The organism is Candidatus Synechococcus calcipolaris G9 (assembly GCF_029582805.1).
GTDB lineage: Bacteria > Cyanobacteriota > Cyanobacteriia > Thermosynechococcales > Thermosynechococcaceae > Synechococcus_F > Synechococcus_F calcipolaris.
Genome location: NZ_JAKKUT010000002.1, coordinates 918,225 through 944,122, shown reverse-complemented (window position 1 = coordinate 944,122; position 25,898 = coordinate 918,225). Strand labels below are relative to the sequence as shown.

The window sequence follows — 25,898 nt, the reverse complement described above, 5'->3', positions numbered from 1 at the left end:
GTTACACGGCTTCTACTGACTTTCTGAATATCTTTTTTTCTGGTAGAAGATTCTACTTTTGATAAGGAAAGTGTAGAAAAAGTGTAGAAGTAGATAGAACGGCTTAACCCGCTTTTGAATGACAGCCTAGTATCTTTAATATTGAGGTCTAGGTGAATGATTATAGATTTAGCTGGCGAAGAGCATGACTCCCTACAGACTGCCAAGAAACTCTTTAGGAGATTGCTGGAAGGCTAAACTACGGGAGGGAATGCTGGCAGGCAGATAAGGGCTATATATACTCGTTTACTAGCTAAGATGCACCCGAGTTTGAAGCCCTGAGGTATAGTCTAAGGGCAGATACTCGAAGCCTTGATACCATGAAAGTTGCTGTCTTTAGTACCAAACCCTACGATCGCAAATTTTTAGATCAAGCCAATACCCACCATGAAATTGTTTACTTTGATACCCGCTTAGAGCCGAAAACCGCTTCCTTAGCGGCAGATTTTCCAGCGGTGTGTGTCTTTGTCAATGATAATGTTGGCGCAGAAACCCTCCAGGTTTTGGCAGAGCAAGGAACCCGATTAGTGGCCCTACGCTGTACCGGATTCAATAACGTGGATTTGGAAACCGCGTTTCAATTGGGGATTAAAGTCGTGCGGGTGGAAGCCTATTCTCCCTACTCTGTGGCTGAACATACGGTGGGGTTAATTTTAATGCTCAATCGCAAACTCTATCGAGCCTATAACCGTGTGCGGGATGATAATTTCACCCTGGATGGTTTACTGGGGTTTGACCTCCACGGCTGTAGTGTGGGCATTTTGGGTACGGGTAAAATTGGCCTGATTTTTGCCCAAATTATGGCTGGTTTTGGCTGTCAGTTACTTGGGTATGATGTGTATCCTAATCCTGAGTTTGCGGCGATCGCCCAAGCCCGTTATGTGGACTTACCTGAGTTATTTGCCCAAGCCGATATTATTTCCCTCCACTGCCCCCTACTGCCGGAAACCCACAATATTATTAATGCGGAAACGATCTCCCAAATGAAGGATGGCGTGATGCTGATCAATACCAGTCGGGGCAAGCTGGTGGATACCCAAGCCGTGATCAAAGGCATTCGCTCCGGTAAAGTGGGCTATTTTGGCATTGATGTGTACGAAGAGGAAGATGAGCTATTCTTTGCTGATTGGTCCGATCGCATCATTCAAGATGACACCTTTCAACTCCTCCAGTCCTTTCCCAATGTGGTCATCACCAGCCATCAAGCATTTTTTACCAAAAATGCCCTCAACAATATTTTCAGCACCACGATCGCCAGCATCTCAGACTTTGAGCGGGGTAACCCCCTGAAGCACGAGTTAACGCTCTAAAAACGCTAAGTATCCTTGCTTTAGGAGGCGAGGGCAACTTCCACAAGCTGCTGGAGTTCACCTTTCTGGTAAAGCTCAATGAGAATGTCAGAGCCGCCCACAAATTCACCATTGATATACACCTGGGGAATAGTCGGCCAATTGGAGTATTCCTTAATGCCTTGGCGAATGTCGAAGTCTTCTAACACATCCACCGTCGTATAGGGAACCCCCAAGGAATTGAGAAGCTGTACCGCATTATTGGAGAAGCCACACTGGGGCATTAACTTACTGCCTTTCATAAAGACAATAATTTTGTTGGACTTGAGCAGGTGTTCAATTTTGGCTTGAACCTCAGGAGTCATAACCACCTCGTAAATCTCGTAAAATCGTGAGCAAATTAACCCTAACCCTAAACCCTTTGTCTTAGCTAGTCTCCCTTAGCTAGCCTCGGCCCACTGATCAGGGGTATAGGTCTTGAGAGCAAGGGCATGGAGTTCATTACTGGCCATCAGACCTTGCAAGGTTTTATAAACGAGTTGATGCTGTTGTACCAGTCCTTTTCCGTGAAACGCATCGGAAACAACCACCGCTTGATAGTGATCGCCGCCACCCGTCAGGTCTTGAACTTGAACAATGGCGTTGGGCAAGCCCCGTTGAATAATTTCAGTGAGTTGCTCTGGCGTAATCATGGTAGCTTGCTATCCATAGCTTTTAGCATATAACAACCTAGCCTATACTATATTACAACCAATAGACAGACGGAGATTTATCGGGGGAAAATTTAATTTCCCAGCTATTTTAGTCTTTTTTAGTCTGTTGTCAGCTGTTGCGAAAGCCTTAGCAATCCGTTATACTTAAAGACCGGCACTGATAGTAATCCTCAGTAGCTCAGTGGTAGAGCGGTCGGCTGTTAACCGATTGGTCGCTGGTTCGAATCCGGCCTGGGGAGTTAAAATTAATCATTACGATCTATTTAAGGATGAATGACTCACGAGCAAAATCCCCCTGAGTCTAAACCTAAATCATCTGCGGATACTGTCCTACCGTCCTTAGTTCATCCCTCCCATACCCATAGGGATGGTACAGGGCATGGCCATGTTCACAGTGAAGAATCCCTGAAAGCCATTATGAATCGGCTCGCACGGGTCGAAGGCCATGTGCGCGGAATTAAGGTGATGGTACAAGAAGGGCGGCCCTGTCCCGATGTATTAATTCAGATTGCGGCGGTGAGGGGAGCCTTGGATCGCGTTGCCCGCCTTATTTTAGACGAACATCTGAGTGAATGTATTACCCGTGCAGCGGAAGAGGGAACCATAGAAGTCGAACTGCAAGAACTCAAGGCAGCCCTCGATCGCTTTCTAGGTTAACGTCCTAGGATAAATATGTTTGGTATGGATCATGTTTTCCAACAAAACGCGAAGGGCTAGATTCCTTCTGCTATTGACTAGCTCTCTTTTTTGGCTTTGGCCCATGGCTTCCCCTAGCCAAGATCGATCTCCTGGGGGAGGCAATAAAACACCTCGATCCTTGGCTGATTATCAACCCCGAACCTTGGCGGCGATCGCCCAAGCAGGGTTAGCCAGTAAATTAGGCACGGATCCCCTCGGAGATATTCTAGGGGATGCTCTCATCATTCAAGCCAATGTACTGCCATCACGGGTACAGGTCATTTATGACGGCGAAGCGCGTCCCCTAGAAGGCCTCAAAAAAGACGTACTTGATCATTGGACTCGTCGTTATGCTGGCAACCCCCTGGGCTATACCGAATCCTACCAAGTCGAAGTTCGGGTGTTTGAAAACGATCGCCCCTACTGGGTCGCGGTGAGAACTCAAGATATTCAATCCCTTCAGGCGCGTGTTAGCCAAGATCGCACCGTGGAACTCTATGTGATCGGCCTAGGGGGAGCAAAATCCACAGAGGGTGATTCCTGGGAATGGTTATACTTGGTTGTACCTACGCCAACGGACTAAGCTGCTCAAATCAGCGGCGGTAGATCACCTTAGCTTCTGTCGCCTTAAATTTTTGCCGCAGATGGGCATTTATTCCCAGGGTCATATCTCACTGAAAGAGATGAGAATGCCATGTTAGGATAGTTTTGCTTCGGGATGTGGCGCAGCTTGGTAGCGCACTTCGTTCGGGACGAAGGGGCCGCAGGTTCAAATCCTGTCATCCCGACTGACTGGGGAGTCAAGCACAGTAAGGCTTTTGGGGATTCCTGATAATCCTTAAGGGCTGTTTCTAATGTCAATAACGGCTACAGAGATAGGTCTTTTTGGGTTATTGGGGTTGTACATTTACCCCCATTTTTACCCCCATGAAAATTACAACAGAAAATCATCGCGGATTGTTACGGTTACGCTGGCTAGTCGATGGGAAGCGGTACACCTTGTCTTTGGGTGTCAAGGATGATGTGGTCGGACGTGCGATCGCGCTTCAACGTTCAAATGAGATTACGCGAGACATCCTTCTAGGGCAATTCGACACTACCCTGCTGAAGTACAAGCCGATGAAACGCGGCAAGAATGCCACCATCATTGGCTGTTCAGACCTATTTGAACGGTTTACGCGGCATATTGCAAAGGATAAGGGACTATCCCCTGGTAGCATTCACCGATATAAAGGGTGTTTGTCGCACGTCCGACGATCTCTAGATGTTGATGCCGACTTGGTTGACCAGCGACGTGCTGGCAACTTTGCCTCAATCTTGCGGGAAACCGTTTCAGACCGCACTGCTAAGGAATACCTTTGGCTACTGGAGTCTTGCTGGAATTGGGCAAAAGACAAATATCGGTTAGCTGATAGCAATCCATGGCAAGGTCTTGCGGCAAAGATCAGACCTCACTCTACCCAGAAGGTGAAACCCTTCACAGAGGGAGAGGTAATAGAGATTCTCGAAGCGTTCAAGAGCGATCGCCATTACCGGCATTACTACCCGATGGTTTGTTTTCTATTTGGATCGGGTTGTCGCTTTGGTGAAGCTGCTGCACTGCAATGGAAACACCTAAGCCAGGGGTTCAGTACCGCATGGATTGGGGAAACTATTAGCCGAGGTCATCACCGGCGTACCACCAAGACGGGTAAGGCACGCGAGGTAGTGTTATCCCCAGGTCTTGCTGGCTTGCTTGCCCAAGTCTACGACCGGCGATCGCCCAAGCCTGATGATCTTGTTTTCCCTGCACCCCATGGTGGATCAATGAGTGATCAACTCTTCCGCAAACGAGCATGGAAGACAATTCTTGACCGGCTAGGGATTGATTACAGGAAACCCTATTCGACACGGCATACAGCGGTTTCCCATGCTTTAGCGAATGGTGCTAATCCGTTGATGGTGGCCACCCAAGCGGGTCATAATCCCGCGATTCTCTATAAGAGCTATGCTTCTGTGATTGAGAATCGCTCTATTTTTGTGGAGTTTTCGTAGTCCATGAACAAAGAAGAGTTACAGGAGAGGCTACGGCAAAAGGATCGGGACTTCCGGGAGAGAATCAGGCAAGCCTACTCTATTCTCCCTGGCAAGACCGAAGCCGAGGAGAGGATGTTGATGTTGTACTTTGATAGGGAATTAGCGGGGCTTTACCTGTTCCTAGAGACGGTAGACCCCAGATTCAAACGGAAGCTCACCAGGGGACAAAGGAAGGCATTGCAAGCGATAGGTAAAAGGAACTCTGCCCTATTTGAGCTATGCGGCTCTGCCAAGTCGAGGGGGCAACACCCAGATGTTTACCCCCATCTATCAGAAATCGATTGGTTTGCTTGGTGTTGGTTTGATTTGACCATTTTCCATTTGTTTACTTGCTATCGGCAGTTCTCCTGCAAGGCAACTATCAGAGGGCTGACACAGCGGTCTGTAGCGAATGACTTAAGGAAGCTCATTATCGTGCCTTTGGTGAAGCTAGAGAATCCGTATCCTCGTGACCTACCCAACATCCACTACATGATAGAAACCAGTCGAATAATTGCAGCAAGCGATCACTCTTACTGGTCTGCATACTGGAAGCCCTGGATAACTGCACTGAGGTGTGAGGTGTCATCGGTGGAAAAGAGTCCAACTTTAGTGATCCAACAGGGGAAACTTTACCAGAGAGGAAGGGGGCGATCTTTGGTTCCTGTTGACTCTAAAATTTTCCACCCCTCTGAAAGGCTTACTCTGTAAGCCTTCTAGCGATTAATCCCAAATTCGGTTTGCCTGTAAAAAATTCGATTAGGCTTAAGAAGCTTAAAAGCTTACTGACGGCTTCTCCCCCCCTAAAGCCCCAAAACCCCAAACTTGAAAACCCTAGGAGGTAAATTGTGCCAACTGCTACCCCCCCCAATTTCAATTTGTCGATTCGAGTTTTTTGACCAGGAATTTTGGACTAAAAAAGCAAATTCAGTCCGACCTGCGGCGAAAATTACCGAAAGGCATTTACTGGATACAGCCAAATCGGAGCATCTTCTGGAACCGCGTCCTAGTCCAAGATTTTCTAATTAGAAATGATCTCAATTCGCCAGATCACAAGCGATTGGTCGAGGAGTATCTTAACTGGTTAGAGAGATAAAAAAACGAGAACCCCCAACCGTGCGGGGCGGGGGTTCTAAATGCCTGGTGGGGCTGAATCGAATAGCAATTCCATTCTACCCCTCCAGGAACAAACTTCAAACTTCCCTGGAGGGAAATTAAATGCTTGAGACAGATCTAAACGACCAGGGCAGAGAAGCCAACAAGGATAATCCTTGCCCAGGCTGTGGTGGTACTGACTGGTGCTACCTAATTAATGAGACCGCCTTTATTTGCGATCGCATCAGCGCACCGCCAGAAGGCTATTCACAGCGGGGCACGGCAAAAGACGGACGGCCGATCTTTGCTAAAACTGGCAGTTATGCCGAACCTCGCACTTTATCAGATCTCGTTTTGCCTCTGGAGTGGGAGCCAAAATCGGACGGCCCCCAGTGGCAACCCACCGGTAGCAAAGACGGAAAACACTCGGAACAGATTATTGAATACCATTACCCCGACCCGATAACCGGCGATCCGTTGGGCAAGGTGGTAAGAAAACAATGGAGCGATCGCCGGTTAGCCTACGGTCGTGGCGCATCCAAAAAAACTAAGGAAATACGTCCCTGGCACTGGGCTAAACCCACTCCAGCAATGGTGGCTGACGGGGTTAAAGGCTGGTGGAGCGATCGGGGCAAGGGTGATGGGAAATGGCCCATTTATCGGCAAAACGAGGTGACCCCTGGCTCTGTCGTTTTTGTGGTTGCGGGTGAACAGTCAGTAGAGGCTATGCGCGGCATTGGAGGGGTAGCAATCTGCAATCAGGGCGGTGAAAAAACAACCGCAGGACTCAAGCAGATCGCCCTATTCCTAAAAGCCGCCAAGTCCAAGTTAGCGGTGGTTTTGCCTGATCACGATGCCACCGGTCGCGAGATGGGGGAGGTGCTCAAAACGCAACTCGAAAAAGTTCACGTTAAAACAATCGTTCTTGATTTGGCTGAGGTTTGGCCCGGCATCCCTACCAAGGGCGATATTTACGATTTAGTGACCTATTCGGGTTGGTCGGTTGAGCAAATCCAAGCGGCTCTTGAGTTTGAGATAGAGCGACTTCTTGAACCTCTCGATATCGAGGCGGAGCTACGGGCGCAACTCCCTAAAAGTGGGTTTTCCACCGATCCGGATCGGGGGTTAATCTACACGGATCGCACCTCACAGCCCGGTCACGAGCTACGTTACTTTATCGGCAACCACCTAGAGGCAATAGGTTATTGCCAAAGTCCTAGTGGCGACGGCGCGGCGTTGGTGCTGAGTTTCAAGACAATCCACGGGTATCTAGCTACTTACCTAATGGGGCGGGGGAGCCTAGCCGGTGATGGCAACGAGGTGATAGCCGAACTTTTACTGCGATCGTACTCGTTCTTGCGGGGCGAGAAAACACGCCTCCTGACGTACCTCCACGGGCTGGGGGCGGGGATTGAAGAGCAATTCCTTCTGATGCCTTCCACTGGCTGGGCGGATGTTCAGGAGCAAAAATCTTTTCTACTGCCTCATGTCACTATTGGCGATCGCCGGTTGCGGTTTCAGAGTTTCGAGCCACCCTTAACGCATCCCTACCAACCCAAGGGAACCCTTGAAAACTGGGCAGTGGAGGTGGGCAAATATGCGGCGGGGAACTCTCGCCTAGCGTTTGCTTTATCGAGTTCGTTTGCAGGCCCGCTGTTGGAATTGCTGGATATTCCAGGTGGGGGGTTCAACCTTTACGGAGCTACGTCACGCGGCAAAACCACAGCGGTACAGGTGGCGGCGAGCGTTGCGGGTCATCCTGATAAAGTTGTCCGTAGCTGGCGGGCTACGGACAACGGGTTAGAGGCGATCGCCTCAGAGCATAGCGACCTGACGCTAGTTCTGGACGAATTGAAGGAGTGCCATCCGAAGGTAGTGGATCAGGCCAGCTACCTACTAGCTAATGGTGTTGGCAAGCAGCGAGCTAACCGTACCGGCGGCAAGCAAACCCCGAAAACATGGCGGACGCTGTTTCTGTCTACCGGCGAGATGCCTTTTGTCGAATACCTCAAGGGGCACAGTTTAACGGTCAAGGGTGGACAGGAAATCCGATTAATCGATATTGGGGCGATCGCCGGTGAGCATGGGGTGTTTGAGAACTTGCATGGCTTCAAAGATGGGGCAGGTATAGCGAACCACCTGAAATCCGCAACACGGCAACACCACGGCACAGCCCTAACCAGCTTCCTAGAGGTCTTGGTTTCTCAGGTGGAATCCGAAGGACTTGACGACCTGCGCGACTCTTTTCGGGCTATTCGTGAGGTTTTAACCCCGTCAGGTGTGGCTGATCCGGCGGTAGGGCGGGCGATCGAGCGGTTTGCGGTGGTTGCCCTAGCGGGTGAGTTAGCGATCCGTTTTGGGATATTGCCTATACCAGAGGGTGAGCCTACCCAAGCCTCAGCAATATTGCTACAAACCTGGCTTAACTTGCGGGGCGGGCTAGGGAGCCACGACCTGAAGGCCGCACTAGAACGGGTTGAGGCAATTTTGCGGGAAAACTATCACACCGGATTAGTCCCACTTGATCTTGAGAACAGGCTGGGGGACACCCCACGCGGCAATTTACTCGGTTATCGCCGGCTCAACGGTGAAATTTTGATCCTCCCGTCTGTTTACCGTGACCAATTCTGTCAAGGAATTGATCGAAAACTGCTAACCACGCAAATGCGATCGCTTGGGTGGCTGAAATGGGATGAGGCGACCAACAAAACACCGGTGCAGCGGAAGGTAGAGGGCAAAAATCAGCGATTCTACGCTTTTACTCCATTCTGGGAGGTGCAAGATGGGGAATGAAAAGGTATGTGACACTTTGGGAGCCGAAAATGCAAAAGACAAAACTTTGATCGGCATTTCCCCCCCCCTATTAAAAATCGGTGTTACCGGTGTTACCGATGAAACCTATGTATATCAAGGGTTTCCAGGATCGGTAACACCGGTAACACCGGTAACACCAAAAAAACAAGGGGGTGGGAAATCCAGAAAAAAAGATCGTGAAATGCAGCCTTCGTCATGTGACGATTTTTTAGAAGTGTCACACACTAATGAACCTGACCCTATCCCTGTGGGGTCGAGGTTCTATCTACGGCACTGGCTGGAATCTTTAGGGCATAGTCCTGAATGGTGGACTGTGGCGGAGCAGTGCGATAACGGCTTCTATTTACTGGAATCCGATGGTGGCCGGTGGGCTTCACTTGACCGGCAAATCATTGAACGAGACATTTATTTGGAGGATAAATAATGTTTGATTTTGCTGGAAAAACGATCGCCGAGCGGCGGGAAATGGTACAGGCTCACCGTAAAAAATCGATTCGAGCAGCATTGATGCTACCGCTAGGTAAATCGATTTACGAGCAGGTTGAGATTTGCCGTCTGGCGATCGCCGGAGGGAGTTTGCTAACTCGCAAAGCCTATCTAAGGTTGGTTGAGTTCTATGGCAATCAAATGATTCAGGAGATTGAGTCAGGACAAATGGAAGGTGATATTAATCGGATTCGCCAAAATGTCACCGCGATTGAATAGCGGCGATCGCTAAGTGTTCCCTACTCTCAATGAAACAAAGGTATAATTTACTTATCTAAAGGAGATTTTTCCTGTGGAATTAACAAGCGAAACCAAGTTAGAACGGCGACTTAAAAGCAAGCTGAAAAACCTGCTTTTGAAAGACCATTTTCGGGAAATGGGGGGAGACCCAGAGCAGTTTGCAGACTGGAGTAGGGCGGTTGACCGGCATTTTGAAATTGATGGAGTGGGCGACCTGGTTGCTGTTGGCGGCAAGCCGGCTAAATCAGCGATCGCTGAATTGCGTCAAACTTCAAACCTGATTGATTCACCGTTTCAAAAGCAACAAAAACAATCCGGTGGTGAAACGGGTTCAGATGGCGTGACCTATTACCACCATGACCAACTGAACGAGATCATCAAAGCTGACCCCATTGGCGCGCCACAGAAAATCCGTGAAGGCAAAATTAAATTCAGGAGTTAAAACCATGCCAGGAAACCAACTCAAACTAAACCGCAAAATGATTGAAACGATCTCAGTGGCAATCGCACAGGGTAACTTTCGGGAAGCCGCTTGCAAAGCTGCGGGAATTTCTACCACGACTTTTTATAGGTAGGTTTCGATTGGAAAACTTGAAACCGAAGGGGTTTATCGGGAACTTTGGGACAGCATAAAAAGGGCTGAAAGCGAATCCGAATCTAACGCTTTGCGAGTCATACTTGATGACCCAACTTGGCAATCGAAAGCCTGGTTTTTAGAGCGCAGATACCCTCAGCGTTGGGCTTTACAATCTCGCGTTGAAAAAGAGGCAGAAAAGCAGACCAAGGAACTATTAACCTACTTGCTGAACGGTTTAGAAGGGCAACCAAAAACGGACGTGTTAGCGTTACTGTCTGCAACAAATTTGCGATTCAATGAGGATGAAATCGAGTTAGAATGTGATTAGATAATTCTCTTTTCCGTGCCTTCCTTTGCCCCCAAGTTTCTAACCGCTTGGGGGATTTTTTTGCATGAAAAACGCCCCAAGGGAGGGGCGCGGTGCAGTTTGGTCTTAGGGGGCGATCGCTGGTTCTAAATCCTCCCCATCATCATCAATCTCAAATTGATCCATGTAATTAGGTGGGACGATATAAAGAAACTCACTAAGGTGGTTCTCAGACGGGTCAAGAAAACAATCACCACTCTCAGAAATCAACAAGCAACCCAAGTCATTGTGGTCGATTTTGTATGGTGAAAACGACAACACCCAGCCATTTTTGGTGGATAAAAACGGACTAAGGGCATAGCCATGGAAACGGACTAAAGCCGCTTCAATCGTTACGCGACGGGCGGAGTGATAGTGTTTATCACCCCATTCAGAACAGTGACAGATATAAACTTCCTGTGACTTTGCCCACTCCCAGACCGGAGCTAAATTGTCAATGGTGGGCATTAACCCATAGTCACATTTAGCAACCTTATGAGACTGGTCTAGGTGGCAAGTGCCAATCTCAAAGCTCAACCCTGGTAGGTTGATTTTATACATTTCCAGTTCAGTAAACGGGTGCATGATTTGCATCTCCAAAGGTAGTTTATTTAGGGCAGTTTAGAGCCATGCCCAGGGCGCGGGAACTAAGCGATATAGGCGGCTAGAGAGTCAAAACCGAGATAACTTAATGTTGCGTAGCAGTGCTTACAGCAAGCCTTATTCATAGCAGCGGCTTGAGCTTGATAGTCTTGGCAAGTGCAAGTGAGCTTATCAGTCAAACATTGAACCAAGTAGGAACCGTCTTTACTGGCAGACTTGATCATGTACTCACCCGTCTCAAAGGGAACTTTGACAACCTCCAAGCCAACGGAACCAGCTTTACGGAAGTCTACAAACTTTTGAGTAAAGGCTTTCTTGGAAACGAATCGGGAAACTTGACCCTTTGCCCAAACATAGACACAGTTAAACCAGACTTCAACCTTGAGAGCGTGATACTTGCGTCCCAAAATGCGAATGGCATTACTGACCGAATAGATTAACTCTTTGGCGGTCTTGGTAACTTTGGGTGCATTAAAAGAAGTCATAATTGAAAAGCTCCTAGTTGAGTGTTGGGAAGGTTACTCTTGGTGGGGTGCCTTCCCTTTACAATTTCTAGTATACCCAGTTAACCGAGAAAAGAAACGAAATTTATATAATAATTAACGCTGTTAACCGCGAAATTAGATAAGTTTCACTTATCCCAGTTAACTCTGTGATATAGTGCAATGTATAGAGTTAACAGGGAAAAATGAAGGGTAATCCTAATCCGGTTCAGACTCCAGAATTCAAGGCAAAGCAGTTTAAGGCATTTGGTGAAGTGTCCCAGCCTCTATCCAGTAGGGTTCTAGGGATTAAGCTCCCCATAGACATTGACCGAGCCGTGTTCAGTCTTCCACCTAAAGAACGTGTCCCCTGGGTGCGCCGTGTCATCACCGAAGCGGCACAGCGAGAATTGATGTCACCCTCACCGGAGGAATCCAGGGCGATCGCCCATCCAGGTACAACCCCATCACCGGCGGCGGATATTTCCCCATCCTCTGAGATGACAGAACAACCTACCAAGCGCAAGCGTGGGCGACCGCGGAAGACCGCTGTGGAGTCCAAGCCATGAGTGAGCCAACCCTAGAACAATTAAAAGCGTTCTATCGGGTGGTCTATCAGTTGGTTCGATTATCTACGGTCATTGTTTTTGTGGAGTTGCCAGAGGATAAATCCCTTTACGTTTACACAACCCGGAATGATGCCCCGAGATCTCGCTCAATCTTGTTCATTAACCCAGATGGTGAAATCGGCTATGTCTAATGTTCTTGACCTAACCCAACTGACAACCCAGCAACTCACTAGCTTGCTGTGGGAAGTCAAAGGCACTCCCCAGGCTACGGCAGTCTATGCGGAATTACGAAGCCGGCCACATCGCCTGAAGTTGCAACCTAATGATCCACATTGGCAAGCAAAGCTTGAGGAGGCATTGACCCAAGGGAATGATCCATGAGTGACCCTTATCAATTCTCTTGCCCATCCTAGAAAACTCCCACATCTTAGTGGGGATTCAGAGTTTACCCCCGCTTTAACCCCCATGCCTTATTGCAAATGCTCCCTATCCCTTGCCTAGTCTACTTTCTATGTCTTTATGGCACTTCGTTCGGGACGAAGGGGCCGCAGGTTCAAATCCTGTCATCCCGATTAGAGCTTGAAGTACTTACAGGGCGATTCAATGGGGGCACCAAGGCTTACAGGGTCAAATTGGTAATTATCGAGTTAGCTTATCAGAAGGCAAAGGTATTATTACCTTCGTTCGCGTCTTGCATCGCAAGGAAATATATCGGTATTGTCTGTAAACAAATGAACAAATATAAAATATAAAGAAATTATTAAGAACTTTCGGGATCACGGGGATCAAGTGCCAAGATTAAAATATTGAAATGAGGTCAGCCCAATATAGACCTTAACTTTGAATCACCTTTAATACTGCGTGAAGTGTCAGTTCTCTGAAAATCGGGGGGCTGGCATTTTGCTTTTGGTTACATTTTATTACTGACTGTTAATATTTCTCCTAGCGCAACGTTTGAAATATGACTCAAACTCTGGTCATAAAAATTGGTACGTCTAGTCTCACGGGCGGGATCAATGGCCGATTATCCCTTGCAACCTTAGCCCAACTTGTAGAGGTGCTATGTCAACTACGGCAGCAGGGCGATCGCGTCGTATTGGTGTCCTCAGGGGCTGTGGGGGTAGGGGCAGCCCGCTTAAATTTGAGGGAACGGCCACGGCAATTAGCCCGAAAACAAGCGGTAGCCGCTGTGGGCCAAGGGCATTTAATGAGAATCTATGATGACTTGTTTACGGTGTTGGGGCAGCCGATCGCCCAGATTTTATTAACACGCCATGACATTATCGATCGCCAGAGTTACCTAAATGCCTACAACACTTTCCATGAACTGTTTGATCTGGGTGTGATCCCCATCGTGAATGAAAACGATACCGTGGCGGTAGACGAACTCAAATTTGGTGATAATGATACCCTTTCTGCTCTAGTGGCCAGTTTAGTAGAAGCGGATTGGCTCTTTTTATTGACGGATGTCGATCGCCTCTATTCCGCCGATCCCCGTTATCAGGCCGATGCCAAGCCCATTGATCGGGTGGAGCGATTTGAAGAACTTGATGCTTTGGCCATTACCTTAGGCGATCGCGGCTCTGAATGGGGCACAGGTGGTATGGCCACCAAAATCACGGCCGCAAAGATTGCCAGTGAGGCCGGCGTGCGTACAGCGATAACGGAAGGAAAGTTTCCCCATAATATTCTGAAAATTCTGGGGGGTGAAGCCTTAGGAACTCAATTTATCCCCCAGCCAAAAACTATAAATGCCCGAAAGCGATGGATTGCCCGGGCATTGATCCCTCGGGGGGAACTGTGGCTGGATGCGGGGGCGGTGGAGGCTATTGTCCATCAGGGGCGATCGCTCTTGGCGGCTGGTATCACTCAAGTGAAAGGCGATTTTCAGGCTCAGGATGCGATCAAACTATGTAATAGTAATGGTGAAGAAATTGCCCGAGGATTAGTCAACTATAATCGTCAGGAACTGAATCAAATTCAAGGTAAACGATCAAGGGATATTCCAGAGATTTTGGGCTACGAAGGAGCAGAAACCATTGTGCATCGAGATAATTTAGTTTTAGGGATCAAAGATCATGGCAATCACAGTTGATGATGTGCGGTATTAATTTGCCCTGTTTGTGCCCTAACCGACAACTTTCACAGAGGAGTCTAATAGCCTTCTGCGGAAACAGCTAATGTTATGGATACCTCGATTAATTCAAAAGTCGGGGCGATCGCAAACGAGATTTCAATGGTTTCAGCCTCTATTTTTAGCAGATCGAGCAATTTTTCGAGGTGCCCGTAAGCTAGACAGCTTACGATGATTTGGGTTGAACTTCAAATTCCATCTTGGAGCGGCAGAAGCAGACGTCAAATTCCATGAAAAAGTTCACTTGTCCCAGAATTAGGGGCACATTGGGGCGTTTAGTCCAAGCAAACGCCAGTTGAACTGGAGCAATATCCCCTACTTAAACCACCGCGAAGAAAGGGGTGGCGGGTTGGCTACCTCGATTGCCTGCAAGTTGAATGATGGCCCTGTTATCGTCCCAGATAGCTCCCAGTTGCAGACTAAGCTCGTAGGGCATGACGTTGACGGTTGCGCCACTGTCAACAAGACCGAGTGTTTCAACCGTACACCCCTGACAACGGAGAATGACTGGCAACCTTGGTAGGCTGTCGAACTCGTTCTGTGCTGGATCGCTGGTGGAGTAGCGAAACGCATAATAACAATTAAGGCTGATCTGCCAACTCTAATGCTTTCATTAACACTGCTCCTGTCCCAAAGCCGTTGTAAGGTGTCGGCAAGTCATAGGTCTTAAAGGGTTCTAGAGGTAAAATATCCTCCGTTGGTTCTAGCTCCTCTGATAAAATTCGAATGAGTCTTAGCTTATCCACAGTAGAAAGCTGTCAAACAATAGGATGAACATCAGTAAGGGGCATAGCATGTACTCATAAGTTGTAGAGCTTACATCTTTAGTCTACCCACCTACTGACTGAGCGATCATGGAAGTTTGAAGGTTTGCTGATCCATAAACAAGTCTAAAGTATGTTGTCATCATTCATCTTATAGGCAAGAGCATATTTCGAGATCGCCTGGATCGCTACTGACGTAATTGACTCTATTACAGGAATTTCTTGTTACTATGGCTCTATTAGTGACTTGAGGCAGCTTAATAGCTGAACTTAACCACAGTGAGCGAGACGACCAGTCCGCCGTCGGTTGGAGGAATTTTTTTATACGGCATTTGCGACAACAACGATCACATAATTTATGAATGCAGAGCAACTCACAAGCATGAACCTTGCCTCTGCGCTAGATAAATTGCTCTCCTCAAGGAGAGCGTGGCGAATTCCATTTGCGTCATTTGAGTATCCGTAAAGTGCCGAGAACGCCTTCTTCAAGGCTGGATGTAGTTTACCTTTCTGTTCGAGTGCGCTCAGCGCTGCACCAAGCGTTTTAGCACTGCTTTTGTCAATCTGCTTGCATACCGATTCGACTGCTGAAATAGATTCCTTGATCGAGTTTCTATAGTCTGGATTCTCTCTATCCTTGAGTAAAACAAGTGCTTGTTGGAGATGTTGACGAGCCCCATCATAGGGTTGGGGTTGCGTTTGTCTAATTGCTTCCTCTACCTCGCTCACCTCTTCCAATGAGCTGATTGGTGCGATAACGCCATTTATAAACCGGTAGGCAGAATTCTCCTTTTCCAAATAAAGATTGCATGTATGTTGAAATGTACCTTTGTCCTCCTTCGAGCCATACTCGGAGACCAATTCAATTACGTCATAGACTTGGTTCCACTTGCAGCGAAAAAAAAACTCTCTAATCTGCGCTAGCCCACCTGCTGTGTTTATATCGTCGTAAAAAAGCTGAGGTATCGTATCAGTTGGCTTTTTGAAGTAGTTTATCCACAGCGATAGAAATATCTGCCAAACATTGCTTCGCGAAATGTGGTCTGCCCTACCTCCACTTGCAAACTTTGGAAGATCAAATTTTTCCCAATAGTATATATTTAGCAAACTCCACAGTGTATTTCTCAGGTCGCTATCCATTGATGTGACCTGCACCATCTTGCCTGCTGGAGTTATTCCCATTCTCTGAGAGAACATGGCGGTACCCTATGCCGTATAACTATTTATTAGACCGCATCTGCATGATAACTCCCCTCGGAAGGGTATTATCAATCACTGTCGGTACTAAAATTTCTCAGTATCATATTATAGAGTTATTCCGTAAATGCCGGATAACATCCCAATTGAGAGACTTTTACTGCAAATACTATCATAGAAGGGTGATTAGATCGTTAGGCTAACGCTCATAAGTGTGGCAATAAGCTGCCCAGCTAACGACGATGTTGTAACTGTTGATAGACTTGTCGCAGGGAAACCCCGTGGTGGGCTAGGGCAACCATAGTGTGATAAAACAGGTCGGCCACTTCACTGGCGATCGCCTCGGCCTGATCATCTTTGCAAGCCATAACCACTTCAGCGGATTCTTCACCAATTTTTTTGAGAATCTTATTGTCTCCCCCCGCAAACAATTGACAGGTGTAGGAGTTTTCCTGGGGGCGATCGCGGCGATCGCAAATTACGTCAAATACTTGGGAGAGGGTATCAGCGGGAGGCGGTTCAACCCGATCCGCGTCTCGATGGAAACAACTGCGTTCCCCCGTATGACAGGCAATATCCCCCACCTGCTCCACCCCAATTAAAAGGGCATCACTATCACAGTCATAGCGAAGGGATTTAACCCACTGCACATGGCCCGATGTCTCCCCCTTGGGCCATAGTTCCTGCCGCGATCGGCTCCAAAACCAGGTACGCCCAGTTTCCATTGTTTTTTCTAGGGAGTCCCGATTCATCCAGGCCATCATTAACACCGTGCCATCCAAGTAATCCTGGACAATGGCTGGAACTAAACCGCGATCGTCGTAGCAGATCTGATCGAGGGGAATAGAACTAAGACTGGTCATAGGTTAAGCAAAAAAAATCATGACCCGGAGACCACGCCTATCACAAGCATCCCGTATTGCTGCTCCCTTCCGGGCCTGACAAGGTTTAGGCGTTGTCATCGCATGGTTCCGAGCCAGTATTGATCCTAGCACAGTGATGGAACCAAATTTTCTCTTAATCTATAAATAATAGCGGGCTAAAACGGAAGAATCTCTTTAATCAGGTCAACCCGAGCCTTCACCGCCGCAGCGGAGGTTCGCAGGGCGTTGAGTTCGGTCTGGGTCAAGGAAAGTTCTAGGACTTTTTCAACACCATAGGCACTGATGCGGGCAGGTAAGCCCATGTAGACATCATGAATGCCGTAGAGTCCGTGGGCATAGGCAGAAACCGGCATAATGCGAGGGCGATCGCCGAGGATGGCTGCGACCATTTGGGCGGTGGATGAGGCAGGGGCATAAAAAGCACTACCACTTTGGAGCAATTCCACAATTTCTGCGCCGCCATTGCGGGTGCGATCCACTAACCGATCAATCACTTCTGGCTCTAATAGTTCCGTAATCGGAATACCATTCACACAGGAAAAACGAGGCAATGGAACCATTAAGTCACCATGCCCCCCCAGTACCATGGCCCGAATATCTAAGACAGAAACATCCAATTCCTGGGCAATAAAAGCAGCAAACCGGGCTGAGTCCAGAACCCCGGCCATTCCTAGGACACGGTGGGGAGGTAAACCACTACATTGCCAAGCCACATAGGTCATCACATCGAGGGGATTGGTGACCACAATGAAAATGGCATCGGCCGCTTTTTGAATCGCTTGGCGAGTCACTTGGAGCACTAAGGCCCCATTCAGTTTCAGGAGATCATCTCGACTCATACCCGGTTTGCGGGGAAATCCAGCAGTAATCACCACCACATCCGCACCGGCGATCGCCTCGTAGTCCGTACTGCCCTGAATCCGGCGATCGTGGCCTTCCAGAACAGCGGCTTGACTCAAATCAAGGGCTAACCCCTGGGCCCGCCCTGGAACCACATCTAAAAGGGCAACATCGGCAATATTGGCTTCAATTAATCGTTGAGCTAAGGCACTACCGACATTTCCTGCCCCAAGGATGGCAACCAAGGGAGACATTTATTTTCCTGCTTCGAGTTGATCAAGGCGCAACCAAATGGTTGGTGTTGGTACAGGAAATTTAAGTTGGGCGTAGTCCCCTTGAATATCCACCACTTCCCCCCGTCCGGCAAAAATATAGGGCGGATAGCGGCGATCGCTGGCTTGACTTTCCAGACTATTGGCTAGTTTTTCTTCGATCACTTTCACAAAACTGCCCTTCTTAATGGTCATAGTTCCCAGCCTACCCAGTGAATCATGGTTATAGGACATTGTATAGCGGTATAGCGGCAAGCAAAACCTATGGCAACCAGCAAAAACAATCTATCCAAGGCTCTCCCACCCTACCCACATCTACCATTCCCACATGACGGGCTGATCATCCAGCAAATCCCTGACTTGGCGACTGAGGCGATCCAGGATGTCCCTGTCCTCTGGGGATAAATGGATATGGGCCGCTTGGGCATTTTCAATCGCCTGTTCAGGATGACGGGCACCAACAATGGCGCAGGTTTGAGGTTGGTGCATGAGCCAGGCCAGGGCTAAATTCCCTAAGCTGGTTTGATAGCGATCGCTGATGGGTTTGAATTCCTCTAGGACATCCAGGGCCCGTTGATAAACATCCCCCTGAAAAAGTTTATTGGCGGCACGGTTATCCTCCTTCGGAAAGGTATGACTCCGGCTAAAGCGACCCGTTAAAAGTCCTTGGGCCAGGGACGAATAGGCCAAAATCGTGATGTGATGCTCCACACAAAAGGGCATTAATTCCTGCTCGGCCCATCGCCAAAAGAGGGAATAGGGGGGTTGAATACTCTCAATGGGGCCGTACTGTAGGGCTTCTTGGAGTTGCTGGCGGGAAAAGTTGGATACCCCGATCGCCCGGATTTTACCGTCTTCTTTTAGTTTGACGAGGGCCGCCATCGTGTCGGCAATGGGAACAATGTCACTGTTAAAGGAACCCGCCGGCCAATGGATTTGATAGAGATCAATATAGTCGGTCTGTAGATTTTGCAACGAGCGATCGCAGGCCGCCAAAACCTCCTGATAGCGCAGATGATTGGCAAATACCTTGGTGGCATAGACACAGCGATGGCGAATATCCTTGAGAGCAGCGGCCACAATGCGCTCTGAATGGCCCTCCCCATAGACTTCAGCGGTATCAATGGTCGTCATCCCCGCGTCCACCGCCGCCCGAATGGTTTTAATGGATTCGCTATCGTCAATACCCACCCACCAGCGTTTGCCCGCCTGCCAAGTCCCCATAATCAGGGGGGTAATTTGAATATCCGTTGTGCCAAGGGTACGAGTTTTCATAATCTGGATAGGGGAGGAGATGGTTTAGTATTTTTTAGTTTATCTTGTTGGTTTGGAACCCTTGATTTTGAAACAAGACGCTGCATTGGGGAAATGGCAATTTTGGATCGATCGCGGTGGCACATTTACGGATATTGTCGCCCGATCGCCCACGGGAACATTAACCATCCATAAACTCCTTTCCGAATGCCCAGAGCGGTATCCTGATGCAGCGGTACAGGGAATTCGTGAAATCTTAGGTTTGGGCCCCCATGACCCCATCCCCAGTGAAAACATTAGTGCCATTAAGCTGGGAACGACGGTGGCGACGAATGCCCTACTGGAGCGTAGCGGAGATCGCACCCTATTAGTGATTACGGCAGGATTTCGGGATGCCCTACGCATTGGCTACCAACATCGCCCGGATATTTTTGCCCAGGAAATTATCTTACCGGAGATGCTCTACGAGCGGGTAATTGAGGTACAGGAACGCTACAGTGCCACCGGGGAAGAATTGGAACCCGTAAATTGCGATCGCCTCAGGCCAGAACTGGAAGCGGCCTTTGCTGCCGGTATTCGTGGCTGCGCCATTGTCCTACTCCATAGTTTTCGTTACCCGGATCATGAACAGCAGGTGGCCGAGTTGGCGCGGCAGATTGGGTTTAGCCAGATTTCCGTTTCCCATCAGGTGAGTCCGCTAATCAAACTGGTGAGCCGGGGAGATACCACCGTGGTGGATGCCTATTTGTCTCCCGTGTTGCATCGCTATATCCAGCAGGTGAGCCATGAATTAGGTAATGTGCCCCTCTTTTGTATGCAGTCCAATGGCGGCTTAGTCAAAGCTAATTTCTTCCAAGGGAAAGATAGTTTGTTGTCCGGGCCGGCGGGGGGCATGGTGGGGGTCGTGCAAACGGCTCTGGCGGTAGGGATTCAGCGGCTAATTGGCCTGGATATGGGGGGCACTTCAACGGATGTCTGTCACTACCGCCATAGCGAAAAATCCCCCTGGGCAGAATACGAACGCTTTAATGAAACAGAAGTAGCGGGAGTACGCCTGCGATCGCCGATGTTAGCGGTCCATACGGTGGCGGCGGGAGGCGGATCCATTTTGAAATTTGATGGCAGTCGCTATCGAGTTGGCCCCGACTCCGCCGGAGCTAATCCCGGGCCCGCGGCCTATGGCCAGGGAGGGCCCTTAACCCTTACGGATGCCAATGTCCTCCTAGGGAGAGTCCAGCCGGAATTTTTTCCCCAGTGTTTTGGCCCCCAAGGGGATCAACCCCTAAATAAACCCATTGTCCAAGCCATGTTTCAGACCATTAGTCGAGACATCCAGGCACAAACCGGCATTGATTCAAACCCAGAGCAGGTGGCGGCGGGATTTTTGGCGATCGCCGTGGCCAAGATGGCCCAAGCCATTAAAAAAATCTCCCTAGAGCGGGGCTATGATGTGCGGGACTATACCCTCTGTTGTTTTGGCGGGGCGGGGGGGCAACACGCCTGTCTGATTGCGGACTCACTGGGTATTCCTGAAATTTTTATCCATCCCTACGCGGGGGTGCTATCGGCCTATGGCATGGGTAGGGCAGAGCTGCGGGTGATAAAGGAGCAAACCATTGAAGCCCCCCTCGATGAGGATCACTATCGCCAGGTGCAGGCCCAGGCCGATGATCTCAGTCAAGCCGTGCAAGGGGAGTTAGTTGCCCAGGAATTACCCTTAGCGGCCATGGATTGCCTCCAGCGGGTGTATGTGCGCTACATCGGAACGGATACCTCCTTGGTGGTGGCCCTAGCAGACCCCCAGACCATGGCCGAATGCTTTAGGGAGCAGCATCAGCAACTCTATGGATTTACCTTTCCCGATCGCCCGCTGATCATAACCCGTTTGCAAGTAGAGGGCATTGGCCAGGCCCCCGTGAATGGGGATTTACCAATCGCCACTGCCCCATCCCCGCCAGGGAAACCCACCCAGGTAGAGATGTATAGTAACAATGCTTGGCATTTAGCTCCAGTGCTACAACGGGAACACCTCACCCCAGGGTCGCCGATTCCTGGCCCGGCCCTAATTATTGATGCCACGGGAACCAATGTCATTGAAATGGGCTGGCAAGCGGTCAAACTTAGCCAAGGCGGTCTAAAAATTCAACGCCAAGGGATCGCGCCTACAAAGTATCGGGATGGGAATCACTGCTCTGAAATCGCCGCCAACTCCGATCAACCCCTGACCTGGGATCCGGTTCAACTGGAAATTTTTCACCATCTCTTCCAGGCGATCGCCGAGCAAATGGGCATTACGCTTCAGCAAACCAGTGCCTCCGTCAACATTAAAGAACGCCTGGACTTTTCCTGCGCCCTCTTCGATCGCCAAGGCAACCTAGTGGCCAATGCCCCCCATATTCCCGTCCATCTTGGCTCCATGGGGGATAGTGTCCAGGCTCTCCTCCAAAACGGACTTACCCTTAAACCCGGTCAAGTCTATGCCAGTAACAATCCTTACCGGGGCGGCACCCATTTACCGGATATTACGGTGATTACGCCGGTCTTTTTAGATGGACAAGGTGGACTTCAGCCGCAGTTTTTTGTTGCGTCCCGGGGACACCATAGCGACATTGGCGGTATCAGTCCCGGTTCCATGCCCGCCAATAGTACCCAGGTGGATCAAGAAGGGGTGTTATTCGATAATGTCCTGATTGTGGAGGGCGATCGCCTGCAATCAGAAACCCTATACTCCTTACTTTGCGCCGGCCCCTATCCTGCCCGTAACCCAGATCAAAATATTGCGGATCTCCAGGCCCAAGTTGCCGCCAATCGGCGGGGAGTAATGGAGTTAAAAAGCCTCTGCGATCGCTATGGCCAAGCCATGGTTCAAGCCTATATGGGGTTTAGTCAAGACCATGGAGCCGACTGTGTACGTCGTTGTTTAACTACCCTAGAAGATGGGGAATTTAGCTGTGAATTGGATAATGGCAGTCGCATTCAGGTGAAAATTACAATCCGGGGCGATCGCCAACGGGCGACCCTGGATTTTAGGGGCACATCTGCCCAAACCCAGGACAATTTTAATGCGCCCCTAGCCATCACAAAAGCTGCCATTCTTTATGTCTTCCGTACCCTCATCCAAGACGAAATTCCCCTGAATGCCGGCTGTCTCCAACCCCTAGATATTATTGTTCCCCCTGGTTGCCTTCTTAACCCCCATCCCCCAGCGGCAGTTGTCGCCGGAAATGTGGAAACATCCCAGACGATTACTAACGTTCTTTACGGGGCCCTAGGGGTGATGGCCGCCAGTCAAGGGACGATGAATAATTTTAGTTTTGGTGGCGATCGCTATCAGTATTACGAAACCATTTGTGGCGGAGCCGGAGCCGGAGCTAGATTTGCCGGAGCCGATGCGGTGCAAACTCACATGACCAATTCTCGCCTAACGGATGTTGAAGTTTTAGAAAACCGCTTTCCCGTTCTAGTCAAAACCTTTGCAGTGCGGCCCAATAGTGGGGGAACTGGAGCCTTTAAGGGGGGAAATGGGGCCATTCGCTGTATAGAATTTTGTCAATCAATGACCGTAACCATTCTATCCCAAAGTCGCCGCATTCATCCCTTTGGTCTTCAGGGAGGCAAGAGTGGCCAAGGGGGACAGAATTGGCTTCAACGTAAAAACGCAGACCCCCTATCCCTACCTGGCACTATCACCCTAAGGGTTGAACCTGGTGATCAAATTAGAATTGAAACTCCCGGTGGCGGCGGCTTTGGTCAGCCCTAAGAGTTATAAGTTCTTGTTGAGGCCCCAAACCTAGTTAGGTCATAACTAAGCGGCGGACACATCCTCCTCTTCCTCATTAGATAACTGCTTCAGATGAATGTGTTTGCGCCCCAAGGAGATTTCAAACTCATCCCCAGGCTCCAAATTCATTTGCTTCGTATAGGCAGAACCAATGAGTAAATTGCCATTGGCTTGAACCGTAATCCGATAGCTGGCACTGCGCCCGCCCCGATTGCGAGAGGAACCTCTACCATCTAAGTTCATTCCCAAGGCATCCAGAAGGGCATTGGAAAATTTCATCATACTGACTCGTTCAGTACCACCTTTAGTCATGCTGTAGTAACCACAGGCCTTTGCCTTTTCCTCTTTAGTTAGGTGATCCAGTTCTTTAACCTTCTCCACAAGTGCTCTGCCCGTCAAGACTTCATGTCGTTTCCGCGCCATTCCTAACCTACCTTTGAGTTAAAACACAATGAACATATTCCATCATGCTGTACAATTTTTGGACTTTTACTTTACAGTAACGTTGTGTTGACAGCCTATTAATAAGCAAAGCATATTCGTTTCAGTTATTCAAGTTGTTTTAGGCCTGATCTAGGTGAATTTTTGGATTTTTGACTGAAGATTTACAATTTTAATTTGTTTTATCTGCATAAAATAAGTATTCTGGAAAATATCTGGGTTCATAAGCTAAACCATAGGCGAAGTTCTGGGTAGAGTTCGTTTCCCCTAAGGGAATGGTAACGATTTAGCAATGATTCATTAATGGTGTTGCTGCGGCCGGTCATGGCAAGAAAGATAGAGTAGGGATAGTTGCACTCAAGAGGATCCCCTGTGAATTTACAGGAACAAGCCAACCGTTTGATTGCCGATGCCCCCCAGGATGGTCAAACTCCCCAGGCAATACGGACGATCGCACCAATTCTAGTAGCCCAGGCCCAGATGTTTCCCCAGTTAATTTATTACGTATTACAAACCCCAAACCAACAGTGGCAAGTTGTCACCCTGGAACACCGTCGCCATCCCGGTCAAACAAAGTCTGTGATCTATGCCTACGGCAGTGAGGCCATGGCCCTGAGCCATGGAGGGGGAGGGTTAGGGGCCTGTCCGATTCCGATTATTGATTTACTCTTTCAACTTTTGGCCATGGAGCCAGTGGATAGCCTTTTAATCCTGGAGGATGGGGCGACGGAAAATAGTTCGGAGGTCTCCCGTGCCCAGTTGCAACAGAAAATTATCCAGGCTCTGACCTTGCCCCCCAATCTCGCCTAATTCTCGGCATTATTTAAACTATTTACTCGTCCGTCTACTCCCTTGCCTAAAGGAAGGGAACAGGGCATGATAGCGGTCATACTCCCTTTTTGGAGGCTGAAGAATAACCATGGATGAGATTCTTTACGAAGACACGTATATTAGTTGCGATCGCCAGGGTCTGACCATTCGCTGGTATTACTTTCCCTTTGGCGATAAGTCAGTGCCCTACTCATCTATTCAAAGCTATGAAAAACTAGAGCTAGGTTTTGAAGGGAAATGGCGACTGTGGGGAATGGGTCTGATCCCCCACTGGTTTCACTTGGATCCGAATCGCCCCAAGAAGGAAGAAGGGATTTTCATTGATGACGGCCATCCTATCAAAATGATCATTACCCCCGATGACATTGAAGCAGTGCTGGCTCTACTGGAGACCTATGGGCCAAAACCCTCTGGGCCAGATAGCTCGTCGGAATCACCCCTGTAGGGATTGGGGTTGATGTCCTGGGAATAGTGAATAGTTATGCGGATGGCGAGACTCGAACTCGCAAGGCAAAGCCACACGCCCCTCAAACGTGCGCGTATACCAATTCCGCCACATCCGCGTAGCAGACCTAGCATAGCGCAAAATGCTGGCTCTTTTTTAATCTTTCTGCATTAAATATTCAGATTATTCCCATCCCTGGCCTAACCAGGAGCGGGGATCCACAGATTCGCCGTTGACGTACAATCCCCAGTGGAGATGGGGCCCTGTGGACGCGCCTGTATTGCCAACGGTACCAATCACCTGCCCGGCTGTGACCATATCGCCTTCCTGGACGCGAATATTGTGCAAGTGTAGATAAATAGTAATTACCCCCTGGCCGTGATCAATTCCCACCGTATTGCCATGGATTAAAAAACCTTGGGATTCTCGACCCACAAGGGCAACGCGACCGCGGGCGGCGGCTAGGACAGGGGAGCCAGTGCCACCCGCATAGTCAATACCGCGATGGAAGTAATTTTCCGCAAAGACACCATTGTAGTAGCGACGCACACCGTAGGGAGTGGTGACGGGGCCAGCATGGGGGCGACGAAAGGGGCCTTGCCACAGTTTTTCGGGGGTGACGAGGGCCTTAAATTCATCCACCCGATCAAATTCAAAATCTGTACCGCTGGAATCTTTGCCGGGGGGAAGCCAAATGCGCTGTACTGAAAACTGACGATTTCCTACCCAAACCAGCATATTGCGGGTATCTGCACCGGAACGAACAATGAGGGAACGGCGGCCGGGGGTTTGCAGGGGGGTGGTGGGAACCAGCGATCGCCAGCGATTGTTTCCTAGGGGAAAGACCGGCACAATTTTACCGGCTACTTCCACTTGGGGCGGCTCTGTTTCCGTGGTTTGCACTTCAATGGATAGGGTATCCCCCAGGGAGGCGCGATCGGGGCGAACCACAACCTCTAGGGCGGCAACGGGTAGGGTAGCCATCACCATCGGCACGGTGATCACCATCCCAAGGGGCATCCATCGTGAGCTATTTGAGGGTTGGTAGGTAAACATAAACGTCATCGGC

General features: G+C 49.2%; 26 protein-coding genes, 4 tRNA genes and 1 other RNA gene. 18 read left to right on the top strand and 13 right to left on the bottom strand.

The genetic code is table 11. The features are described 5' to 3' along the window. Positions 1-359: 359 nt before the first annotated feature. Positions 360-1,349 (top strand): 2-hydroxyacid dehydrogenase, encoded by a 990-nt coding sequence (locus L3556_RS07350; protein WP_277866646.1) that lies wholly within the window; start codon positions 360-362, stop codon positions 1,347-1,349. A gap of 20 nt (positions 1,350-1,369) precedes the next feature. Here the strand turns inward: L3556_RS07350 and grxD are convergent, their stop codons facing one another. Both grxD and L3556_RS07340 read right to left on the bottom strand, forming a co-directional pair. After that, the gene (gene grxD / locus L3556_RS07345; RefSeq protein WP_277866645.1) at positions 1,370-1,693 is read right to left on the bottom strand and encodes a Grx4 family monothiol glutaredoxin; all 324 of its coding nucleotides are present in this window, start codon (positions 1,691-1,693) and stop codon (positions 1,370-1,372) included. Positions 1,694-1,768: 75 nt separating this feature from the next. After that, complete coding sequence (locus L3556_RS07340; protein ID WP_277866644.1) at positions 1,769-2,020, bottom strand: BolA family protein; 252 nt, start codon at positions 2,018-2,020, stop codon at positions 1,769-1,771. Between the two features lie 188 nt (positions 2,021-2,208). Here L3556_RS07340 and L3556_RS07335 point away from each other — a divergent pair. From L3556_RS07335 to L3556_RS07295, 9 genes are all read left to right on the top strand, one after another. Next, a tRNA-Asn gene (locus L3556_RS07335) sits at positions 2,209-2,280 on the top strand. 34 nt (positions 2,281-2,314) lie between these two features. Further along, on the top strand, positions 2,315-2,698 hold the full coding sequence (locus L3556_RS07330) for a metal-sensing transcriptional repressor (RefSeq protein ID WP_277866643.1): 384 nt from the start codon (positions 2,315-2,317) through the stop codon (positions 2,696-2,698). Positions 2,699-2,771: 73 nt separating this feature from the next. Then, on the top strand, positions 2,772-3,302 hold the full coding sequence (locus tag L3556_RS07325) for a hypothetical protein (RefSeq protein WP_277866642.1): 531 nt from the start codon (positions 2,772-2,774) through the stop codon (positions 3,300-3,302). Positions 3,303-3,433: 131 nt separating this feature from the next. Continuing rightward, positions 3,434-3,507, top strand: a tRNA-Pro gene (locus L3556_RS07320). A 331-nt stretch (positions 3,508-3,838) separates the two neighbouring features. Further along, the gene (locus L3556_RS07315) at positions 3,839-4,753 is read left to right on the top strand and encodes a tyrosine-type recombinase/integrase (RefSeq protein ID WP_277866641.1); all 915 of its coding nucleotides are present in this window, start codon (positions 3,839-3,841) and stop codon (positions 4,751-4,753) included. Between the two features lie 1,239 nt (positions 4,754-5,992). After that, complete coding sequence (locus L3556_RS07310; RefSeq protein WP_277866640.1) at positions 5,993-8,662, top strand: DUF927 domain-containing protein; 2,670 nt, start codon at positions 5,993-5,995, stop codon at positions 8,660-8,662. Next, positions 8,652-9,107, top strand: coding sequence for a hypothetical protein (locus L3556_RS07305; RefSeq protein WP_277866639.1), 456 nt, complete (start codon positions 8,652-8,654; stop codon positions 9,105-9,107). The genes L3556_RS07310 and L3556_RS07305 overlap by 11 nt, the downstream gene beginning before the upstream one ends. Then, the gene (locus tag L3556_RS07300) at positions 9,107-9,388 is read left to right on the top strand and encodes a hypothetical protein (protein WP_277866638.1); all 282 of its coding nucleotides are present in this window, start codon (positions 9,107-9,109) and stop codon (positions 9,386-9,388) included. The genes L3556_RS07305 and L3556_RS07300 overlap by 1 nt, the downstream gene beginning before the upstream one ends. A gap of 73 nt (positions 9,389-9,461) precedes the next feature. Beyond that, positions 9,462-9,851 carry a hypothetical protein gene (locus tag L3556_RS07295; RefSeq protein WP_277866637.1) on the top strand — a complete coding sequence of 130 codons (390 nt, stop codon included), beginning with the start codon at positions 9,462-9,464 and terminating at the stop codon, positions 9,849-9,851. Between the two features lie 568 nt (positions 9,852-10,419). Here L3556_RS07295 and L3556_RS07290 read toward each other — a convergent pair. Both L3556_RS07290 and L3556_RS07285 read right to left on the bottom strand, forming a co-directional pair. After that, positions 10,420-10,917, bottom strand: coding sequence for a hypothetical protein (locus tag L3556_RS07290; RefSeq protein WP_277866636.1), 498 nt, complete (start codon positions 10,915-10,917; stop codon positions 10,420-10,422). Positions 10,918-10,979: 62 nt separating this feature from the next. Next, positions 10,980-11,420 carry an SWIM zinc finger family protein gene (locus L3556_RS07285; protein WP_277866635.1) on the bottom strand — a complete coding sequence of 147 codons (441 nt, stop codon included), beginning with the start codon at positions 11,418-11,420 and terminating at the stop codon, positions 10,980-10,982. A 203-nt stretch (positions 11,421-11,623) separates the two neighbouring features. On the opposite strand from L3556_RS07285, the gene L3556_RS07280 reads away from it, so the two are divergent. The 5 genes from L3556_RS07280 to proB all read left to right on the top strand — a co-directional run bounded on the left by L3556_RS07280 (position 11,624) and on the right by proB (position 14,081). Then, positions 11,624-11,986, top strand: coding sequence for a hypothetical protein (locus L3556_RS07280; RefSeq protein ID WP_277866634.1), 363 nt, complete (start codon positions 11,624-11,626; stop codon positions 11,984-11,986). Next, positions 11,983-12,177 (top strand): hypothetical protein, encoded by a 195-nt coding sequence (locus L3556_RS07275; protein WP_277866633.1) that lies wholly within the window; start codon positions 11,983-11,985, stop codon positions 12,175-12,177. The genes L3556_RS07280 and L3556_RS07275 overlap by 4 nt, the downstream gene beginning before the upstream one ends. Further along, positions 12,170-12,367: a hypothetical protein gene (locus L3556_RS07270; RefSeq protein ID WP_277866632.1), complete on the top strand. Its 198-nt coding sequence runs from the start codon at positions 12,170-12,172 to the stop codon at positions 12,365-12,367. The genes L3556_RS07275 and L3556_RS07270 overlap by 8 nt, the downstream gene beginning before the upstream one ends. Before the next feature lie 113 nt (positions 12,368-12,480). After that, a tRNA-Pro gene (locus L3556_RS07265) sits at positions 12,481-12,555 on the top strand. Between the two features lie 392 nt (positions 12,556-12,947). Beyond that, complete coding sequence (gene proB / locus L3556_RS07260; protein WP_277866631.1) at positions 12,948-14,081, top strand: glutamate 5-kinase; 1,134 nt, start codon at positions 12,948-12,950, stop codon at positions 14,079-14,081. A gap of 1,124 nt (positions 14,082-15,205) precedes the next feature. Here proB and L3556_RS07255 read toward each other — a convergent pair. From L3556_RS07255 to L3556_RS07230, 6 genes are all read right to left on the bottom strand, one after another. After that, positions 15,206-16,081: an AbiJ-NTD4 domain-containing protein gene (locus tag L3556_RS07255; RefSeq protein ID WP_277866630.1), complete on the bottom strand. Its 876-nt coding sequence runs from the start codon at positions 16,079-16,081 to the stop codon at positions 15,206-15,208. A gap of 233 nt (positions 16,082-16,314) precedes the next feature. Beyond that, the gene (gene hisIE, locus L3556_RS07250; RefSeq protein ID WP_277866629.1) at positions 16,315-16,944 is read right to left on the bottom strand and encodes a bifunctional phosphoribosyl-AMP cyclohydrolase/phosphoribosyl-ATP diphosphatase HisIE; all 630 of its coding nucleotides are present in this window, start codon (positions 16,942-16,944) and stop codon (positions 16,315-16,317) included. Positions 16,945-16,962: 18 nt separating this feature from the next. Next, positions 16,963-17,059: signal recognition particle sRNA small type (gene ffs, locus L3556_RS07245), an RNA gene on the bottom strand. A 61-nt stretch (positions 17,060-17,120) separates the two neighbouring features. Beyond that, positions 17,121-18,059, bottom strand: coding sequence for a malate dehydrogenase (gene mdh, locus L3556_RS07240; RefSeq protein ID WP_277866628.1), 939 nt, complete (start codon positions 18,057-18,059; stop codon positions 17,121-17,123). Next, positions 18,060-18,272 (bottom strand): NAD(P)H-quinone oxidoreductase subunit O, encoded by a 213-nt coding sequence (ndhO, locus tag L3556_RS07235; RefSeq protein ID WP_277866627.1) that lies wholly within the window; start codon positions 18,270-18,272, stop codon positions 18,060-18,062. 120 nt (positions 18,273-18,392) lie between these two features. Continuing rightward, positions 18,393-19,352, bottom strand: a complete 960-nt coding sequence (locus L3556_RS07230) for an aldo/keto reductase (RefSeq protein WP_277866626.1) — start codon at positions 19,350-19,352, stop codon at positions 18,393-18,395. Between the two features lie 67 nt (positions 19,353-19,419). Here L3556_RS07230 and L3556_RS07225 point away from each other — a divergent pair, with 67 nt between their 5' ends. After that, complete coding sequence (locus L3556_RS07225) at positions 19,420-23,091, top strand: hydantoinase B/oxoprolinase family protein (RefSeq protein ID WP_277866625.1); 3,672 nt, start codon at positions 19,420-19,422, stop codon at positions 23,089-23,091. A 45-nt stretch (positions 23,092-23,136) separates the two neighbouring features. Here the strand turns inward: L3556_RS07225 and L3556_RS07220 are convergent, their stop codons facing one another. Then, positions 23,137-23,535 carry an AbrB family transcriptional regulator gene (locus tag L3556_RS07220; RefSeq protein ID WP_277866624.1) on the bottom strand — a complete coding sequence of 133 codons (399 nt, stop codon included), beginning with the start codon at positions 23,533-23,535 and terminating at the stop codon, positions 23,137-23,139. Positions 23,536-23,925: 390 nt separating this feature from the next. Here L3556_RS07220 and L3556_RS07215 point away from each other — a divergent pair, with 390 nt between their 5' ends. Next, positions 23,926-24,363, top strand: coding sequence for a hypothetical protein (locus tag L3556_RS07215; RefSeq protein ID WP_277866623.1), 438 nt, complete (start codon positions 23,926-23,928; stop codon positions 24,361-24,363). Between the two features lie 109 nt (positions 24,364-24,472). Beyond that, positions 24,473-24,829, top strand: a complete 357-nt coding sequence (locus tag L3556_RS07210) for a PH domain-containing protein (protein WP_277866622.1) — start codon at positions 24,473-24,475, stop codon at positions 24,827-24,829. A gap of 37 nt (positions 24,830-24,866) precedes the next feature. Here the strand turns inward: L3556_RS07210 and L3556_RS07205 are convergent. Next, positions 24,867-24,947: transfer RNA gene (locus L3556_RS07205), tRNA-Leu, on the bottom strand. Between the two features lie 65 nt (positions 24,948-25,012). Further along, on the bottom strand, positions 25,013-25,894 hold the full coding sequence (locus L3556_RS07200; RefSeq protein ID WP_338405715.1) for a M23 family metallopeptidase: 882 nt from the start codon (positions 25,892-25,894) through the stop codon (positions 25,013-25,015). Positions 25,895-25,898 lie beyond the last annotated feature (4 nt).

Bases quoted from the DNA above. Each gene is read 5' to 3' on its own strand.
- L3556_RS07350 (WP_277866646.1), top strand. From the start codon at position 360: ATGAAAGTTGCTGTCTTTAGTACCAAACCCTACGATCGCAAATTTTTA.
- grxD (WP_277866645.1), bottom strand. From the start codon at position 1,693: ATGACTCCTGAGGTTCAAGCCAAAATTGAACACCTGCTCAAGTCCAAC.
- L3556_RS07340 (WP_277866644.1), bottom strand. From the start codon at position 2,020: ATGATTACGCCAGAGCAACTCACTGAAATTATTCAACGGGGCTTGCCC.
- L3556_RS07330 (WP_277866643.1), top strand. From the start codon at position 2,315: ATGACTCACGAGCAAAATCCCCCTGAGTCTAAACCTAAATCATCTGCG.
- L3556_RS07315 (WP_277866641.1), top strand. From the start codon at position 3,839: ATGAAACGCGGCAAGAATGCCACCATCATTGGCTGTTCAGACCTATTT.
- L3556_RS07310 (WP_277866640.1), top strand. From the start codon at position 5,993: ATGCTTGAGACAGATCTAAACGACCAGGGCAGAGAAGCCAACAAGGAT.
- L3556_RS07305 (WP_277866639.1), top strand. From the start codon at position 8,652: ATGGGGAATGAAAAGGTATGTGACACTTTGGGAGCCGAAAATGCAAAA.
- L3556_RS07300 (WP_277866638.1), top strand. From the start codon at position 9,107: ATGTTTGATTTTGCTGGAAAAACGATCGCCGAGCGGCGGGAAATGGTA.
- L3556_RS07290 (WP_277866636.1), bottom strand. From the start codon at position 10,917: ATGCACCCGTTTACTGAACTGGAAATGTATAAAATCAACCTACCAGGG.
- L3556_RS07285 (WP_277866635.1), bottom strand. From the start codon at position 11,420: ATGACTTCTTTTAATGCACCCAAAGTTACCAAGACCGCCAAAGAGTTA.
- L3556_RS07280 (WP_277866634.1), top strand. From the start codon at position 11,624: ATGAAGGGTAATCCTAATCCGGTTCAGACTCCAGAATTCAAGGCAAAG.
- L3556_RS07275 (WP_277866633.1), top strand. From the start codon at position 11,983: ATGAGTGAGCCAACCCTAGAACAATTAAAAGCGTTCTATCGGGTGGTC.
- L3556_RS07270 (WP_277866632.1), top strand. From the start codon at position 12,170: ATGTCTAATGTTCTTGACCTAACCCAACTGACAACCCAGCAACTCACT.
- proB (WP_277866631.1), top strand. From the start codon at position 12,948: ATGACTCAAACTCTGGTCATAAAAATTGGTACGTCTAGTCTCACGGGC.
- L3556_RS07255 (WP_277866630.1), bottom strand. From the start codon at position 16,081: ATGTTCTCTCAGAGAATGGGAATAACTCCAGCAGGCAAGATGGTGCAG.
- hisIE (WP_277866629.1), bottom strand. From the start codon at position 16,944: ATGACCAGTCTTAGTTCTATTCCCCTCGATCAGATCTGCTACGACGAT.
- mdh (WP_277866628.1), bottom strand. From the start codon at position 18,059: ATGTCTCCCTTGGTTGCCATCCTTGGGGCAGGAAATGTCGGTAGTGCC.
- ndhO (WP_277866627.1), bottom strand. From the start codon at position 18,272: ATGACCATTAAGAAGGGCAGTTTTGTGAAAGTGATCGAAGAAAAACTA.
- L3556_RS07230 (WP_277866626.1), bottom strand. From the start codon at position 19,352: ATGAAAACTCGTACCCTTGGCACAACGGATATTCAAATTACCCCCCTG.
- L3556_RS07220 (WP_277866624.1), bottom strand. From the start codon at position 23,535: ATGGCGCGGAAACGACATGAAGTCTTGACGGGCAGAGCACTTGTGGAG.
- L3556_RS07210 (WP_277866622.1), top strand. From the start codon at position 24,473: ATGGATGAGATTCTTTACGAAGACACGTATATTAGTTGCGATCGCCAG.
- L3556_RS07200 (WP_338405715.1), bottom strand. From the start codon at position 25,894: ATGACGTTTATGTTTACCTACCAACCCTCAAATAGCTCACGATGGATG.